This is a genomic window from uncultured Gilvimarinus sp., from assembly GCF_963972205.1.
Lineage (GTDB): Bacteria > Pseudomonadota > Gammaproteobacteria > Pseudomonadales > Cellvibrionaceae > Gilvimarinus > Gilvimarinus japonicus.
In genome coordinates this window covers 39,100-57,349 of sequence record NZ_CAXAUC010000013.1, presented here as the reverse complement: position 1 = coordinate 57,349, position 18,250 = coordinate 39,100, and the positions used below count along the sequence as shown (strand labels likewise).

7 protein-coding genes are annotated in these 18,250 nt (G+C 53.6%); 3 read left to right on the top strand and 4 right to left on the bottom strand.

Going from position 1 to position 18,250, the window contains the following annotated elements:
- Positions 1 to 7: 7 nt before the first annotated feature.
- From AACY82_RS15405 to AACY82_RS15395, 3 genes are all read right to left on the bottom strand, one after another.
- Positions 8 to 1,057 (bottom strand): class I fructose-bisphosphate aldolase, encoded by a 1,050-nt coding sequence (locus AACY82_RS15405; RefSeq protein ID WP_339617727.1) that lies wholly within the window; start codon positions 1,055 to 1,057, stop codon positions 8 to 10.
- A 61-nt stretch (positions 1,058 to 1,118) separates the two neighbouring features.
- On the bottom strand, positions 1,119 to 2,405 hold the full coding sequence (locus AACY82_RS15400; RefSeq protein WP_339617726.1) for a 6-phosphofructokinase: 1,287 nt from the start codon (positions 2,403 to 2,405) through the stop codon (positions 1,119 to 1,121).
- A gap of 519 nt (positions 2,406 to 2,924) precedes the next feature.
- Positions 2,925 to 7,655: a family 16 glycosylhydrolase gene (locus AACY82_RS15395; protein WP_339617725.1), complete on the bottom strand. Its 4,731-nt coding sequence runs from the start codon at positions 7,653 to 7,655 to the stop codon at positions 2,925 to 2,927.
- Here AACY82_RS15395 and AACY82_RS15390 point away from each other — a divergent pair.
- The 3 genes from AACY82_RS15390 to AACY82_RS15380 all read left to right on the top strand — a co-directional run bounded on the left by AACY82_RS15390 (position 7,609) and on the right by AACY82_RS15380 (position 14,789).
- A complete protein-coding gene (locus tag AACY82_RS15390; protein ID WP_339617724.1) occupies positions 7,609 to 8,148 on the top strand; it encodes a hypothetical protein in 540 nt (179 codons plus the stop codon). The two genes, AACY82_RS15395 and AACY82_RS15390, sit on opposite strands and share 47 nt — an antisense overlap.
- A 996-nt stretch (positions 8,149 to 9,144) precedes the next feature.
- A complete protein-coding gene (locus AACY82_RS15385; RefSeq protein ID WP_339617723.1) occupies positions 9,145 to 12,756 on the top strand; it encodes a di-heme oxidoredictase family protein in 3,612 nt (1,203 codons plus the stop codon).
- A 359-nt stretch (positions 12,757 to 13,115) separates the two neighbouring features.
- A complete protein-coding gene (locus tag AACY82_RS15380) occupies positions 13,116 to 14,789 on the top strand; it encodes a glycosyl hydrolase family 18 protein (protein ID WP_339617722.1) in 1,674 nt (557 codons plus the stop codon).
- 74 nt (positions 14,790 to 14,863) lie between these two features.
- Here AACY82_RS15380 and AACY82_RS15375 read toward each other — a convergent pair whose 3' ends face one another.
- Positions 14,864 to 18,007 carry a TonB-dependent receptor gene (locus tag AACY82_RS15375; protein ID WP_339617721.1) on the bottom strand — a complete coding sequence of 1,048 codons (3,144 nt, stop codon included), beginning with the start codon at positions 18,005 to 18,007 and terminating at the stop codon, positions 14,864 to 14,866.
- Between the last annotated feature and the right edge of the window lie 243 nt (positions 18,008 to 18,250).

Here is an 18,250-nt window from a genome sequence, read left to right as displayed (position 1 = left end):
CTTGGTTTTACGCGAGATCGACCGTTTGATCTAAATAGACGTCCTGAATGGAATGTAGCAGCTGAACGCCCTCGGCGAAGGGTTTTTGGAATGCTTTGCGGCCACTGATTAAGCCCATGCCGCCGGCGCGCTTGTTGATGACGGCGGTGCGTACCGCTTGGGATAAATCGTTAGCCCCGGATGCGCCGCCGGAGTTGATCAGGCCAATCCGGCCCATATAGCAGTTGGCAACCTGGTAGCGGGTTAAGTCGATCGGGTGATCCGAGGTGAGGTTGTTGTACACCCGCTCGTGGGTTTTGCCCACGTTAACCGCGTTAAAGCCGCCGTTGGTTTCGGGCATTTTTTGTTTGATGATGTCTGCCTCGATGGTCACACCCAGATAGTTGGCCTGACCTGACAAATCGGCTGATACATGGTGGTCGTCACTGTCTGTTTTGAAGGCGCTGTTGCGCAAGTAGCACCACAAAATGGTCACCATACCTAGCTTGTGCGCTTCGGCGAATGCGGCCGAGATCTCTTCTAGCTGGCGGCGCGAGCTCTCGGAGCCAAAATATACGGTAGCGCCCACGGCGGCGGCGCCCATGTCGTAGGCTTGGCGCACACTGCCAAACATGCGTTGATCGTAAGAGGTGGGGTGAATTAAGGCATCGTTGTGGTTGAGTTTCACCACAAACGGAATTCGGTGGGCGTAGTGGCGCGATACCGCCCCGAGCACACCGAGGGTCGATGCCACCGCGTTACAGCCGCCCTCTAGGGCCAACTCGACGATGTTTTTGGGATCAAAGTAAGCCGGGTTTGGCGCGAAGCTGGCGGCGGCCGAGTGCTCAATACCTTGGTCTACCGGCAGAATAGACATATAGCCCGTACCGCCCAGTCGCCCGGCGTTTAAGATACTTTGAAAATTGCGCAGTACCTGCGGTGGCCGGTCGGTGGCGCTAAAAGTAGCACCGACGTAGTCGGGCTTGGGGGTAATCAGGGTGTCGGCAGGTATCGTTTGGCACTGGTGGCCCAGCAGGTAATCGGCTTGATCGCCGAGTAGGCGCGCGATATCAGTCATGGTGGTGTTCCTTAAAGGGGTCCTTGAAAAGTCGTAAGTTCACTATGCTATTGCTCTATTGTTAGGCTGGCTCTGTTTCTTTTGCGCCGTCTTTGCGGCCAAAATATTCGGGTAGCTTGCGCGGTATTAAACGATTGCGGCACTTGCGATATTCGGGCAAACCGTTGCGATAGGGCGGGTAGGCCTCGCCAAAAATGAGCGGGGCAAAATAATCGAGCCCCGCCTGGGTGACGCTAAAACCGTCTTTGCTCATAAAGTGGCGGGGCATGTTTTTTTCGCCACTGGCGACCTCAGAGATATGCACCGGTTTGATGTCCCACTGATAAGGCACTGATTGCGTGCGGACAATGGCGGGCATCACCGATTGCAGTCCGGCAACGGCGTACTCGACGGCCGCTTTGCCCACGGCGTAGGATTGCTCGACATCGGTTTGCGATGCCAGGTGACGCGCGGCGCGTTGCAGGTAGTCGCACACACTCCAGTGGCATTTGTAGTTAAAGCGCTCTTTAATAAAATCCACCAGAAGCGGCGCGACGCCGCCAAACTGGGTGTGACCAAACGGATCTTCGTTGTCGGCCGAGGCCAGCAGCTCGCCGGTGGCTTGGCGAATACCCTCGGCGGTGATTACAACGCAAAACCCTTTTTTGGCCACGGTCTGTTTCACGCGCTCTAAAAACGCCTCTTTGTCGAAGCTGATTTCGGGCACCAAGATAACGTCTGGCCCCAGCTCGCGCTCGTCGCAGGCAAGGCCCGCGGCGGCGGCAATCCAGCCCGAGCGGCGTCCCATTACCTCCATCACAAACACTTTAGTGGAGGTTTTATGCATCGAGGCGATATCGAAAGAGGCCTCTAATGCCGATACCGCCACATACTTGGCGACCGAGCCAAAGCCCGGGCTGTTGTCCGTGGCCGGCAGGTCGTTATCGATGGTTTTGGGCACCCCAATACACGTTAGGTCGTAGCCCATTAGCTCGGCAACGTGCGCCAGCTTGCGAGTGGTGTCTTGTGAGTCGCCGCCGCCGTTATAAAAGAAGTAGCGAATATCGTGGGCGCGAAACACCTCGATAATGCGCTGGTATTCATCGTGATTAACATTGGGGTTTTGCAGTTTGTGGCGACAGGAGCCGAAGGCGCCGCCCGGCGTATGCAGTAACTGCTCTAGGGTATCGACCGATTCTTCACTGATATCAACTAAGTTTTCGTGCAGTGCGCCGAGAATACCGTCGCGGCCGGCATACACCTTGTCAAATACGGTGGGGTGTTGGCGCGCGGTCTCGATGATTCCGGCGGCCGTTGCGTTGATAACCGCAGTAACGCCGCCAGATTGGCCATAGAATGCATTCGCCATTGTTTTTAGCTCCTTTAACCGTAAAGTTGTATTAAATCATTTGTTGGTCATACCGGGCAAGGTTAATTGGTAAGGCTTTTGTTTGGTTTTTGTGGTGTTTTTGGCCTTACAGAAATGACACCGCTGTCATTTTTTATTGGCCGAATATACTAGCTAGTGCTGATTAATCGCTTGGTTTTTAGCGTGAGCCACCTTTAAAAAGATCAGCCCGTTGCGAGTTAAGTGGTCATACCGCCGGTTTTAAAGGGCGCTCGCAATGGCAGGCTTTGTGGCGCAAATAAAGCTAATCCGCGGGTTGCTGTGCGCGGCGGAAACAAGCAATCGGGTGTTTTTTTATAAGTGAGAGTGGCGCGCTTGCCTGAGATGACAACGATACCCTCGTTTGAAAGAAACCTAGAGCAGGCGGCTTGGGTAAAGACTCAGACACGGCTGGCCTGCGTGGCCAATCGGCGTAAAGGCTGTAATAAAAAAGGCCGCTAGAGGAAGCTCTAGCGGCCTTTTACGCGGCAAGTATAAACGTTAGTCAGCCAGTTCCCAGCGGATGTTGTCCACCTGGAAGGTAACGTTCTGCTCGCCTGCTATGGGCCACAGTGAGAAAGGCACGTCGACCTTTGTTATGTCAAAGCCGCCTTGGTTGATGTCGGAGATGGGCACGGAAATAGGGTGCCACTCGTTGTCCGCCGGCAGTGGGACGGACACTTCTGTGCCAACGCAGGGGTAACCGCAGTCTGCTTTGACGACGAAGCCATTGGTGTTACCGGTGTTGCTCACCACCTTAAGATCAAACACCAAATTACCACTGGTGAAAGCGCTAAGGTCTTTGGCAGAGCTGTCCCGGATATAGAAGGTACCAAATCCGGTGTCGGTAAACTCCACTTCAATCACAGTGCCCTTGTCAGGGTCTGTCGCTGTGGCATCAATGGTGATTACCTGCCCGCCTTGTTGATAAACCTCGAAGCCTGGGTTGCTCCAGTCCGCTGCTAGGTTGTCAACAAAGATGTCCATATCCTCGGTGATCTCTTCGGCCGGTTCGATGGGCGTAATATCACAGTTGGCGACAGCGTCGTCTAAACAAGTAAGACGAATGTTGTTGAGCTGTACGTGGGCGGTGCCGCCAGAGGCTTCAATGACAAACGCATTGTTGATACTGGTGTAGTCAACCGGTGAGGCGTAGCCTTCGTTAGTGTTGGGCTGTAGCGACCACAAGCGCACGGCTACCTCGGACCATTGTGCCCCGGCGCCAACATCGGCCGGAATTTCGATCTCGTGATAACTGACTTTTGGGTATACGCTATCGATTTTAATCAACAGCGATGTACCCGGCTCGATATCCAGCACCCGCAAGTCAAAGCGCAGCTCGCCTAAGTTTTTGGCGCGGCTGTGTAGGTTGTCGCCAAAATTTAAGCCGCCGTCGGAGGTTAAAAAGGCCGAAGCGGGAGCGCCGGTAAACTCAATATCCCATACGGTTTCGCTGTTGGGGCCAGCCGCTTCAGGGTTAGAGATTACCGTTGCGGCGTCCGGGTAAAGTTGCGGCGTAAAGCTCGCTTGCACATCACCCTCGTTGCCCGCTAGGGTTAATGTTTTCAGGCCGTCCTGGAACAAGTAAAGCTCTTCACGGGTGTCTGGCGGCGGTACGTGGCCCGCAATATTAGTTGGGGTAACACCAGCGTTAGCGGTTGGCGTTTCACAGCCTTTGCCACTCACAGGGTCTAATGAGCACTCGTAAACCCGCACATAATCGACTTCCATGGTTCTGGTGTCGGTAAACTCCGGCAAGTCAATATACTGACCGTTGCCCAGTGCGACATTCAAAATCATATGGAATGGGTTATCAAACGGCTGAGCTTCGGTGCCCACTTGATAGCCGATCTCTTGGCCGCCCCAGTAATAGATAAACCAGTTGCCGCTGTTGCGGGCAAACAGTACGTCGTTTACGTACCAGCGAATTTCGCCTTCTTCCCATTCTACGGTGTAGGTGTAGAAGTCATCCCAGATATTGGTTGGTGGCTCGTAGGCTGCACCACTGTACTGGTTCCAGGGCCATGAATAGCCATAGTGCAAGGTGCCGTGCATTTCGTTCTCGGCGCCAGTGGGGGCCGGTCCCGCTACGCCGGGCTGGAAGGCTTCAAAAATATCCAGCTCGCCACTGTGCGGCCAACCGCCGTAAGTGCTGGTATCGCTCGGCAGCATCCAGATCGCGGGCCAGACGCCCACGCCTTGTGGTACCCGGGCACGAATCTCCATCCGACCGTAGGTCCAGTCGGCTTTGCCGCGGGTGCGCAGGCGGGCCGATGAGTAGTCTTTACAGGCGTTGGCGCCGGGGTAGCCGGGGTCCTCTTGGTTGAGCGAGGGGCCACAGACCATACCCGCACCTTCGTAGATGGCCGATATGTGTAGCAGGCTGTCAGCCACGTAGCTGTTGTCGGCGCTGTCGGTGTAGCACTGGGCTTCGTTGTTACCGCCGCCCCAACAGTTAACTTCATGCTCCCAGCGATCGCTGTCAATGCTGGCGCCGTTAAACTCGTCGTTCCATACCAGCTCCCAGCCAGCGGCCAAGCTCGTAGGTGCGCTGCCACTGGTGTCAATGCCAGCGCCCGTGCCGCCGCCAGTACCACCACCGACGCTCGATGAGCTGCTGGCGCTGGATTCAGAGCTTGAGCTAACTGAGCTAGAACTGACTGAGCTTGACGAACTCGAAGAGCTGCTAGCGCTGCTGGAAGAGCCGCCATTAAGTAGCCAGCGAATGTTGTCTAGCTGCACACTGACGCCCGCTTGATCGCCCCAGGCAGGTAAAAAGACAAAAGGGGTATTGATGGAGTCGAGCGTGAAGCCCGCTTGCGGTCCGGCCGCTACTAAGTCGGCGATATCAATGGTGTAGGTAGTCCAGACATTTACCAGGGGTGTGGAGATTTGATAGTCGCCTGAGCCCATGTTGGCGCCGCTCTCGGCTTTGACAATCAACCCGCTGGTGTTGCTGCCAAAATCGAGCACTTTGAGGTCAAAAACAAGCTGGCCTTCACTGGCAAAAGCGCTCAGGTTTTTTAGGTCAGTGAAGTGCAGAAAAGCCACACCATTATTGGCGCTGTCACTATAATCCAACTGCAGTACATCGCCTCGGTCGACATCGGCTACGGTGTTGACGGTGATGTGGCCTGTGTCGTTATCCCAAATGCCAATGTTTAGGCCTTGAGCCGAACTCGGTGCACCATCGGCATAGATGTCAAAGCTATCGGTGATGGCATCCACAGTGGTTTCGCTTGAGCCGTCGCCGTCGATCCATTCGACATTATCGATTTGGATGTGTACGCCGGCCTGATCATCCCATGCGGGCAAAATCACAAACGGTGTGTTAAACGCATCGATGTTGAAGCCGCTGTTGCCCGGTGCGGACAATAAGTCAGCGATATCAATTGTCAGCGTCGTCCAAGTACCCGTGGGGACCCGGTCGATAACATAATCACCGGTGCCTACGCCTGGGCCACTTTCGGCTTTTACCACAATGCCGTTAGTGTTGGTGCCATAGTCCAGTACGTTAATGTCAAAGCGCAGTTTGCCGTTGGTAGCAAAAGCACGACCATTTTTGGGCGTGGTGGATTGAATAAACGCTAAACCATTGTTGCCGCTGGTATCAAAGAGAATATCTAGTACATCACCGCGATCTGGGTCAGTCGCTGTTTGCGCGGTCACGTGGCCTGAGTTGTTGTCCCAACTGCCGACACCAAAGTCCCAATTGGCACCGGGTACGCCGTTTTTAAAGATGGTGAACTGATCGGTTAATGTGTCGCTAACCGCCGCCAGCACCGGATCAACACCGCACGGGCTTAAGCAACCGAGTTGAATGTCGGCCAATTGCACATGGGCGGTACCGCCCGAGGCCTCAATCACAAACGCGTTGATTAGCTGGCCTAAATTTGCCTCGCCGGTTTCGATATTGTTGGGTGACAGCTCGTTGATGGCAACCGCTACCTCGGTCCATTCGCCCACCGCAGGGGTGTCGATGGTGTGGAAGCTAACATTGGGCCAACCACTGTCGAGCTTAATGTGCAGTTCGGTGGCCGGGTCGATTGCCTCCACCAGCATTTTAAAGCGCAGCTCACCGTATTCGGCCACATTGGTAAATTTTAGGCCGTCATTGACCTCGGGATAGGCGCTCATGTCCCCAGTTGTTAAAAAAGCATTACCAGGGCCATTAAACTCAATATCCCATACGGTATTACCGTTGGCGTCCATTCCCTGCGGATCGCTGATGACATTGCCGGTGTTGTTGTCGTAAAAGCCCGGTACCAAAGTGTTGGTAACTTCACCGTCGACGGTGCTAAAGGTAAAGCTGGTGGCGCCACCGTTATAAAGGTCGTAGCTTTCTGCTGTCGGTGGCGCAACGCCCGCGACATCTTTGGCGCTTGGGTCGATAGTGGCGCAACCTTTGCCAGTGGTTGGGTTGGCCGAACACTCGTAAACGCGAACATAATCGACTTCCATAGTTTGCGGGAAGCTGGCACTGCCGTCCGGCGCGCCGGGCCAGTTACCGCCAACCGCTACGTTAAGCAACATATGAAAGTTCTGGTCAAACGGTGCATCGTCAGTGCCCAGCTGGAAGCCTTGCTCCTGGCCGCCCCAGTAATAGGTAAACCAATCGTCTTGGGTGTGAGTGGCAAAGTGCACATCGTCCACGTACCAGCGGATTTCCCCTTGCTCCCACTCAACCGCGTAAGTGTGAAACTCGTCCCAGACGTTGGCTGGAGGGCTGTAATCGCTGCCAGTGTTTAAGTTGTTGGGCCACACGCGGCCATAGTGCAGGGTGCCATACACTTCATTGGCGCCGCCGGCATTGGGGTTAACGGCTTCCATAATGTCGATCTCGCCGCTGAGCGGCCAGCCGCCATATTTCGAGTCTGTTGGCAGCATCCAAATGGCGGGCCATAAGCCGTCACCTTGCGGCAGCTTGGCGTTAATTTCCATGCGGCCATAGGTCCAGTCGGCTTTATCGCGGGTGCGTAAGCGCGCCGAGGTGTAGGGCATGGTGGCCGAGGTGTCGGCGGGATCGTAGCTGGGGTCTTCGTTGTTAACCGCCGGTCCGCTAAAGCTTTCTTGGCGCGCGACTATGAACAGCTTGCCGTCTTGGACGTAGCTGTTGTCGGCGCGGTCGGTGTAGCACTGCTGTTCGTTGTTGCCGCCGCCCCAGCAGTTAACCTCGTGGGCCCACTTGCTGCTATCGATACTGCTGCCTTCAAACTCATCGCTCCACACCATATTCCACTGTGCGGCTGCGGACGAGCTGGAGCTGGTAACAGAAGACGAGCTTGAGCTGGCAACAGAGGACGAGCTTGAGCTTGATGAGTTAGCGGTGGACGATGAACTGCTGACGCTGCTGACGCTGCTGACGCTGCTGACGCTGCTGACGCTGCTGACGCTGGAGCTGCTGGATGAAATGCTGCTATCCGACGATTCGCTTGAACTGCTTTCGCTAGAGCTTACCGATGAGCTCGACTCGCTTGAGCTGTCGGCCGAGCTAGAGGAGCTTGGCGGTGCTGGATTGACAGAGGAGCTGGACGATACCGATGAGCTGACCGAGCTGGCAACACTGGAGGAGCTGTTATCGCCGCCTCCATCGGAGCCGCCACAGGCGCTTAGGGTGAGCGCCATAACGCTCACGGTTGGCAATAGAATTAGGTTTTTTATCATGATGGCCTCGTTTTTACGTCACTTTTTATTAGTGTTAATTCAACGCGGCATGACCCGGTGATGGGGTGCGTGCGCTGAGACTGTGTTAGGCGATACTGGTGCTGCTAGGTTGTTTAGTTGTTATGGTTTTTAGCTGGGCAAGCTCTATCGGGAGGGCTGCCTTAGTCTTTAATTGTTATTCAGTTGCTGCATCGTAGATGTTGCCACATTGCCATGGTGCCGCGGACGTTAAGAGGGTGTCGTCCCACTTTGCCGGCGTTGCGAACATGACCTGTGTCACTTGAAGTTATACAAACAGTGACAGCCGTTAGGCGGTTGATAAGACGCTGGCACGTTGGTGTGAGACAAGCCCATCGGTGCATTGACCGACTGCGCTTATCAGCGTGTTACTGCGGCATTACCCGATGCGGGGGAGTCGTTTGGGGGATAACTAGCGTTGCCAGAGAGCTTGGCTTTTACGTGTGAGCGCTAACCTGTTGTGAGTGTCGAATCGCTATTTTGGGCTCGGGCAGGGAGCAGTATCTGATGATTTTCTGGTGCGTTATTTAGGTGCATGCAAGGGCGATAGAGATAAAAGTAAAGGCAGTAGCTTTAATAATTCTGATGCCAATATGGTGCAAAATTTTGCCTAAAAGGCGTCTTTTTTACAGAGTTTGGCGCATTAATTTAATTTTTGTTTAAGTGATCCGTTTATCGTTTTTAAAAGAAGCTACAAATTTTTCTGCGCTTTTTATTTTCTGGGTTCGCTCTTCAAGGCGGCGCCACTACTGGGCTGCGGTTAAGTGTGTCAGCTTACTGTGACGGAATGTGGGAAAGAGTGACTTCTCACATTAGCGCTCGGTGGTTAGTGGGAAGACACCTTGACGGTGCAGGCATAGAGTGCAAGCACTGGAACTAAGCATCACTCTGAGTATTGCGCTTGGATAGTCGCCGAGCTCCAGCACTGCGCCAGATCGATCAAGTGTCTGATAGGAGGTCAGCGGTATTATCGATAACGGAAGCCGTGCAGCGACACACTTACTCAACCTCACAAAACGCTAATAATGAGGAGTGCTACATGATAGCCAAAACGTTTTCTCGAGGTGCCCTTGCGGCACTGATTATGGCCGCCAGCACCGGCGCCTACGCTCAGATAAGCAACCTATCGGGCTCGGCAACGGCTAGCGCTAGTACCCAAGACCTGCCGGCTAGCGCCGCTATTGATGGCGACGGCAACACTCGCTGGGCCTCTACCGCTCAAGTCGATCCATCGTCGCTTACGCTCGATTTAGGCGACAGCTTTGCGCTGTCTGAAGTTATTATTTACTGGGAGGCGGCCAACGCCAACGAGTACGAAATTCAGGGTTCTAACGACGGCAATACCTGGTCAACGATCGCTACCCGCTCGGGCGGCGCTTTTGGCGACAGAACCGACACCGTGCCCGTCTCGGGCAATTACCGTTACGTACGTATGCATGGCGTAAGCCGCAGTGCGGGTAACAATTGGGGCTACTCCATTTGGGAGATGGAAGTGTACGGCGCGCCAGTTAGCCAGGGCAGTGAAGTCGAGCTGACCAATCTTGGCGGTATGATCAGCTCGCAGTACGCCGACTCGCCAGCGGGCGAAGGCCATGGCGATGCCGTGGATAATAACGTCAACACTAAGTATTTGACCTTTCATAATGCCAGTTGGCTGCAATATGAAATGGCGGAACCCTACGTGGTGAAGCGCTACTCAATCAGCTCGGCTAACGATAGCCCAGAGCGTGATCCCGCCAGCTGGACCCTGCAGGGCTCGAACGATGGCAATAACTGGACGGCGATTGATGCGCGCATTAACGAAGACTTTGCCAATCGCCACCAAACTCGTGAGTTTGCTTTTAGCAACACGACCGCCTACCGCTATTACCGCTTAGACATGAGCAATAACTCGGGCAACATATTACAGTTGTCTGAGTTTGAATTGTTTGGTGTCTCGGCAAGCGGCAGCACCAGTGCGGTACCTGTACGTATTGAAGCAGAAGATTATGACGCTTTTTACGATACCTCAGCGGGTAATAACGGCACGGCCTACCGTTCGGACGATGTCGACATCGAAGCTAATGGTGGAGGTTACAACGTTGGCTGGATGGAGGCCGGAGAGTGGCTGGAGTACAACGTTGCGCTCGGTGCCGGCACCTACGACATTGGCGCTCGGGTAGCCTCTGACACCGGCGGCGGGGCATACAGCATTTCCGTCGCTGGCGGCTCGGTAAGTGGCAATGTACCGGCGACGGGCGGATGGCAAGCGTGGCAAGAGCAAGATGCCGGGTCGATTTCGGTCGCCCAAGCGGGTAACTATACGGTGCGTTTGGATGTTACCTCGGCCGGTATGAACCTCGATTGGCTTCACCTCGAGCCCGCGGTAAGTTCCAGCTCAAGTTCGGTTGCATCCAGTTCATCAAGTGCCAGCGGTAATTGTGATGATGGCTGCTTAAGCATGATCAACGGCCAAACCTTGCGAGCTACCGTGAGCCAAGGTGATACGGTGGACATTCACTACAGCATTAACGGCAGCGCGCAGAATAACGTGCGCATGAACGAAGCCGCAGGGCAGTGGAGCTATGATATCCCGGGCTTAAACAGCGGTGATGTGGTGAGTGTAAGCTTTACCGTAATCACCAATGGCGCGGGTCAGAGTCTGCCATGGCGCGACTATACAGTGGGTGGCTCTAACAACTCATCAAGCAGCACCAGTAGTTCATCCAGCTCTAGCAGCTCCAGCAGCACTAACAATTCATCGAGCAGCTCTAGCACGCCAGCGGGTGGGCCGGTTACGCCCCTTTACAACAGTGGTACGCCGCTGGAACCTGTGATTCAGTTTGACCGTGGCGATGCTTTGGTAACGCGTTTTTCCGATCGCGGCCGTGATCGTCACGCGAAAGAAGATCACTTTCAGGCGTACGAGCATTATCTCACCCATTATTGGGAAGACCGCACCGCCGCCATTGAGATCGTTGATTACGTGGCCAAAGGCGGTGATACCATTCGAATGAATGTGGTGACGCAATTTAAACTGAATGATACGGAAGCTGAAAACCGCTGGTTCTATCGCGGGGTCGGCACAGTGGCAGAGTTTTGCGATAACGGCACCATGGAGGTGATCGACGATACGCACTACTACAAAGAGCGCAGCTTTAACTGCCGCGAGGGGCGTGCGATTCAGATCGGCGACAAAATGGAGTTTGAGCTGAGTCAGTTTTTGGATCACAGTGTGCCCAATGGTCGCTCGGCTTATTATGGCTCTACCTACCTGTACATTGTGGGTGAAGGTCTTGTGCCCTGGGAAGTGGGCGGTGCGACACCGGCCGGTGGGGTTAAAGACTCTGTGAAAATCCCCGAGAAAGCGTGGTTGGGCGGTCACACCACCGTGCACGCCATGAGTTCTAACGAGCCTGATAATCTGTTTTTACAGATGGCAACCAACATTGGTTACGATAACGCGCAACCGTTTATGTTGGGTCGTCGTGTGCTGCACAGCTCGTTTGTTGATGGCTTGCACGATGAAAACCCGATAGACAACCCCGCCTTTAACCCTGCTATTGGCCGTGCTGGTCCGCTGTTTGTTAACTCAAGCTGCACTGGCTGTCACGTACGCAATGGTCGCGCTGCCGCTAATCCAGTAGGCGAGCACTTAGACAAGTGGGTGTTCAAAGTGGGTGATGCCAATGGTAATCCGCATCCGCAGTTAGGCCGTGTATTGCAGCCAGAGGCAAACGGCGGTGCCGGTAGTGAAGGTCAGGTGGCTATTTCTTCGTGGACTGAGCAAAACGGTTTGCGTTCGCCTAACTTCCAGTTTACCGGAGTAACACCCGAGACTTTCTCGGCGCGCATTGCTCCGCAGTTAGTGGGGATGGGCTTGCTTGAGGCGATTTCTGAGTCCGATGTACTGGCGCAGGAAGATCCTAACGACGCCAATGGCGATGGTATCTCTGGTCGCGCTAACCGCGTTGCCGACCCGGCAACGGGCGCGACGCGTTTGGGCCGCTTTGGTTGGAAAGCCGCTAAAGTAAGCGTGAAAGACCAAGTCGCCGGTGCCTTTAATACCGATATGGGCGTGATGACTTCACTGTTCCCCAATCCGGATTGTGGCAGCGCGCAGGCTAACTGTGGTTCGTCGGGCTCGGAGCTTGCCGATTCGCACGTTGATAATGTGGTTAAGTACGTCTCGCTACTGGGGGTGCGTGCACAGCGCAACTACAACGATGCTGCGGTTATAAACGGTGAAAACTTGTTTGAATCGATTGGTTGTGCTGATTGTCACACGCCGTCTTATCAAACGAGCCAATTCCATCCGTTGGCCGAGTTACGCAGCCAGGCGATTCAGCCATACACCGACTTGTTGCTGCATGACATGGGCCCAGGCCTGGCCGATAACCTTGGTGAAGGCGATGCCACCGGCAGTGAGTGGCGCACCACACCCTTGTGGGGCTTAGGTTTAGCGGCTTGTGTTACCGGTGGCACGACTAACGCACCACAAGGTCAGCAAGTGTGTACGCCAGTGCACAGCTATTTGCACGATGGCCGCGCACGTAGCATCGATGAAGCGATCCGCTGGCACGGCGGTGAGGGTGAAGCCTCACGTCAAGGCTATGAAGGCCTATCGCAATCGCAAAAAGACGATGTGCTAGCCTTCTTGCGCTCACTGTAATATCGGCGGCTGATGGTAAGCTGCATTACTTGGGGCAAAGGATTGCCCCGCCTAACGAGCGTTCTTTAAACCCCGGATCATTTATGGTTCGGGGTTTTTTGTTGTTCACTGGCGGTTGTTGGCTCGACCGCTCGTCTAAAAACCCCAACGGTAACGCTTATAATTAATGCGCATATAAAAGTGTGTTAAGCACTCCGTAAACATATTTATAGATCCGCCTGGATGTCCGTAAGATGTATGTGGCAATGATCGCCCATACTTAGATATTAATAACGATCCACGGACGGCATTAGCAGGTTCGCCCTGCGGCCAGATAGTGATTGCTTACATGCATCCATTCATTTTTTGGAGCATGACTTATGCAATTATCACGACCTAAAACAATAGATAGCCACGCCATCAATAAACAGCCTAAAGCACAGGTTCGCCGCTGGGTAAATGTCAGTGGTGTCATTGGCGCTGCACTTTTTGTGGCCAATACCCACGCGGCCGATTGCAGCAACGTCGCAAACTGGAACAGTGGCGATGTTTATACCGCTGACGTCACCGCGGTGCGCGATGCCACTTTGTTTAAAGCCAAATGGTGGACGCAAGGCGACGACCCCTTAACGCACTCCGCGCAATGGGACGTGTGGGCGTCCCTAGGCGCTTGCGATGTTGGCTCGAGTAGTTCGAGCAGCTCGTCGAGCAGTGTTAGTAGCTCAAGCAGTTCCATTAGCTCTAGCAGTTCATCCAGTGTCAGCAGCTCGTCCAGCTCGGTCGGAGGTGTTTGCAGCTCGCCTGCCTACGTGTCGGGCACGGCTTACAGTGCCAATCAGCTGGTGCAAAATGTGGGTAACGAGTACCGCTGTAATATTGCCGGTTGGTGCTCTTCAAATGCCGCGTGGGCCTACGCTCCGGGCACCGGTGCCCATTGGCAGGATGCTTGGCAGTTGACGGGTAGCTGCGCTACCAGTTCATCGTCTAGTTCGAGTTCATCCAGTAGCTCGTCGTCAACCAGCTCTTCCAGTAGCTCCTCAAATAGCTCGGTGGGCAACAGTGATCGGATTATCTCTGGCTACTGGCACAACTTTGACAATGGCTCGGGGGTGATTCCCATTGCTAATGTGTCTGACGCGTTTGATGCCATTAATGTCTCGTTTGCCGAGCCTACCGGTAACGCGCCGGGCGACATTGGTTTTGTGCTCGACCCCGCGTTTGACGAACAGGCGTTTCGAGATGGCATTGCGGCGAAACAAGCCGCCGGTAAAAAAGTCATTATCAGTATTGGTGGTGCCAACGGCCAGGTGCAGTTAGAAACCGCAAGCGCGCGGACTAACTTTGTTAACTCGATGATCAGTATTATTGATGAATACGGGTTTGACGGTTTGGATGTGGATTTTGAAGGTCACTCTTTGTATTTAGAAAGTGGCGATGACGATTTCCGCAACCCAACCACGCCGGTAATTACTAACCTGATTGGTGCCTTGCAAGATTTGACATCGCATTATGGTAGTGACTTTATGCTGACCATGGCGCCAGAGACATTCTTTGTGCAGCTGGGTTACAGCTTTTACGGTGGTACATGCTCGGGTTGTGATACCCGCGCCGGGGCTTATTTGCCGGTGATTTACGCCATGCGTGATGAGCTAAACTGGCTACAAGTACAAAATTATAACTCGGGCCCCATTACCGGCTTGGATGATCAGTATCACAGTATGGGCGTGGCTGACTTCCATGTGGCGATGGTGGATATGTTATTAACGGGCTTTACCATTGCCGGGACTAATGACTTCTTTCCGCCGTTGCGTGAAGATCAAGTGCTGCTGGGTTTGCCGGCCAATAGCAATGCCGGTGGCGGTTTTACCACCGTCAGGGAGGTGCAATCGGCGCTCGATTGTCTAATCAAGCTACAAGGCTGCGGCACCTATCAACCGCACACCACCACTGGGTGGAGTGATTTACGCGGCGTGATGACGTGGTCGATCAACTGGGATAAATTCAATAACTTTGAGTTTTCCACTGAGCATCGCCAGTATCTCGATAATTTGTAAGTGAGTTAAGCAAGAAGAAGGGCCGGATCAATGATCCGGCCCTTTTGGTTTTTTAGTCCGGTTGCTATTGGTTATTAAAAATCGTAACGAAAGCCAACGCGCAGTTCCCACAATGAGGGGCTACCGACACGAGTGGGGCCAGCCGGGTCACGAAACTCTTCGTAGACGTAACGGCCTTGGTCATCCATGGTGGCATCCACAGCGGTTTGTGCCCGTGGGAAGCTTGCCTCGTACTGCACGCCCCAGTCATCGTTGAGGAGGTTGCCGAGATTTTCAACCACCATGTAGATAGACGAGCGGTGGCCATCCATAATGCCCGGTAGTTCTTGTTCGACTTTTAAATCAAATTTAACCCACCAATCGCTGTTCAGTTCATTCCGCTCCATAATCTCTCCGCGGTCTAGCCCCTCGTCAGCAATCCACTGGTTGAAACTTTCTACATCAAAGTTATCGCCATAGACGACGCTGGCGTCGTTTTCGGTGGGCACATACAAAAGGTGCCGCGAGATAAACCCGGTAGAGTCGCCAAACATAAAGCCCTGATCAAAAGTGTAGCTGTAAGGACGACCTTCGTTGGCCGAGCCAAACAGCGTGACGCGGGTATCGAAGTCACCAAAAAAGGCATGTTCATAGGCGATTTTGGTGGTAAAGCGGTGGGGGATATTGTAGTTAGAGGTGGCCGGGCCTGGATTTTCCGGGTCGGCGGTGGCTACACTGGTGTAGTTCGAAAACGCCACTGAACTGGTCATGGGGTTAACGTCTTCCGCGTCGCTGTAAGCGTAGCCGGCGGCTAACTCTAAACCAAAATCAAAGTACTTACTGGCGCCAACCGAGATAGTCAAAGCGTCGCCTGCATCGCCGTCGACATTGGTCAGCATAAAGTCTTGGCTGCGACCATCGATGCTGCCGTACGTGGGGCGACCATCAATGGCCGTGCCGGTTTGTACGCGTGAGATGTCAGAGATAATTGCTGAATCTTGGTGTTGACTGTAGAGAATGTCACCGGATAAAACTAGGTTGCCGGAAAACTCGTAGCTGGCACCCAGGGCGTATTTCCAGACTGACGGCACTTCGAAATCAGGGTCTAATAAATTTACACCGCCGTTAGCGCCTTGGTTGTTAGCGACTTGGTCGTACAACTCTTGCGGGATATCGTAGATCGGCCGACCTTCGCCGGTATACGGCATGTCCAGAATCGACTCGCCGGAGTCGTCTTGCACTTCAATTTGGGTAACGCCGTCGTTGGAGTAGCTGTTGGAGATCCATACGTTGGGATTGCCGCCAGAGTACAGACCTACGCCACCGTGAACTTCAAAGTAATCGGTTAGGTTCCAGTTAAAGCCCAAGCGCGGTTGCAGTAAGTCGGCTTCGTCTAGGTTTTGGCGATTGTCGATCAGGTAGCTTGCTAATATGTCTAAGTTTTGCGTTGGTTTATCGTCGCTCTCGTAGTAGTCATAACGCAGGCCGGCAACAATTTTAAGATCACCACCATCAAGGAAAATCTCGTCTTGTAAATACAAGGTATTCACCGCGTATTCAAATTGCGCTGCGGCATCGCCCTTAATATTGCTGCCTGCTGCGTTCTCGTAAGTGATCAGGCTGGGGGTTCCTGCTTCAAAATCGGCGATAGAGCTAAAGCGGTATTCGCCTTCCGACTCCTGAATAAACATGTTGAACACATCAAACGATTCGCGCTCATAGCCGAAGGTAAAGGTTTGCAGGTCCAGACGATAGCTACCGGCAAACTTTAGGTTGAGTGAATCGTATTTAAGTTTATTGGCGTGACGGGAATCGTCAGAGCCCATGTAAACAGTGGCTCGGGATAAATTGCCATCATTGTCGTGATCGTTCTCTGTGGTGATTTGTACTTCACCAAAATCGGTGCCGCCTAGGGATAACTGGCGGTTGTCCAACTCTTGGTAGCCAATTTTTACTTCGGTAGAGAAAGCATCACTCCAGTCGGAGAACAGTTGGCCAACATACGAGGTGAGCTCGGCGCCGCGCTCGTAATAGTGATTAGAAAACTCCAGCTCGTCAGAATCGCCGTCGGATTGCGCGATGGAATAGCCGTCGTTGTAGTTGTAAGTTAATGAAGCGCGCTGCGAGTTGGTGATGTTCCAGTCGACTTTAACCAATAGCTTTTCGTCATCGACCGGCAAACTTGACGGGAAACTGCCCGGGTTATAGCCGTACACATCGTTGGCGATACGTTCGATTTCGGCGATTTGCGCGGCGGATACACCGTTAACGGGGGTGGCCACGTTGGCATCGGCGGTGCCGCGATCAAAGGTGTCAACACCTTCTAGTTTTTCGTAAGCGGCAAAAAAGAATAATTTGTCTTGAATAATGGGGCCGCCTACGCTTAAACCATAGCGCTGTTCATCGAAAGGCGCGATATCGATGCTGTCGCCTTCAAGCGAGTCGCCCGCCATTGAGTCGTCGGTGTAATCGTAAAAGACCGAACCGTGAAATTCGTTGTCGCCAGATTTAGTCACAGCATTGATGTTACAGGCGCTAAAGCCGCCGTACTGTACATCAAACGGCGCAAGCTCTACCGCCACTTGCTCGATGGCATCGTAGGAGAAAGGCATCCGCTCGGTGGGGTAGCCGTTGCTGTTTAAACCGAAATTATCGTTCATGCGCACGCCGTCTACGGTTAAGCTGTTAAACCGCGGGTTGGCACCGGCACACTGAATGGAGTCTTTGAAGGCTTCGTCGATATAAATACGCGGATCGAGGCGTACGACATCTTTTAAGTCGCGGTTGATGGCCGGCGCCGTTTCTAGATCGTGCAAGCTAAACGTGGTGTTAGGGCCAACCGCAGCAAAGTTTTGCTCTTGCAGGTTGCCGACCACTAAGATTTCTTCTGTGGCGGCATCACCGACCACAATTTCTAGTTGATAGGCGTCCCCCAGCGATAAGTACACATCCTGTACCGTTTGAGTACCTTCGTCTGAGGCTACCTTTACGGTATAGGGGCCGCCGACGCGCAAGCCGCGCGCGTTAAAACGACCGGAGTCGGTAGTGGTTAGGTCGCTTTGGCTATTGGACGGCGTGTGGGTGATGGTGATGTTGGCATTATTCAGCGGTTGCCCGCTGGCATCGACAACTTGGCCTTGGATGGCGGAGCTGGTTTCTTGTGCAATAGCCGGTAGCGCGGTCCCCATAACCGCGGCAATCGCAAGTACTAAGGTATTTCGTGTTAACTGGTTGTTCATGGCTTTTATTCCCGTTAGGTTACTCCATGGTCGATTGAGCAATGCATTCACGCGCCGTATTTGTTGTGCACGTGCCTCCCGCGCGATGGCTGACTAGCGCCACACGAGTCTTTGTCGTGTTATTGCGCGGGGAGGTTATTAGAGTTGTTGTTACATTGGCCCGAGGACTCTAGCGAAAATATGCGAAACTTCTGTGACGGCGCTGTGACAAAATCAAGACATGGGCGTGACAGGTCACAGGTT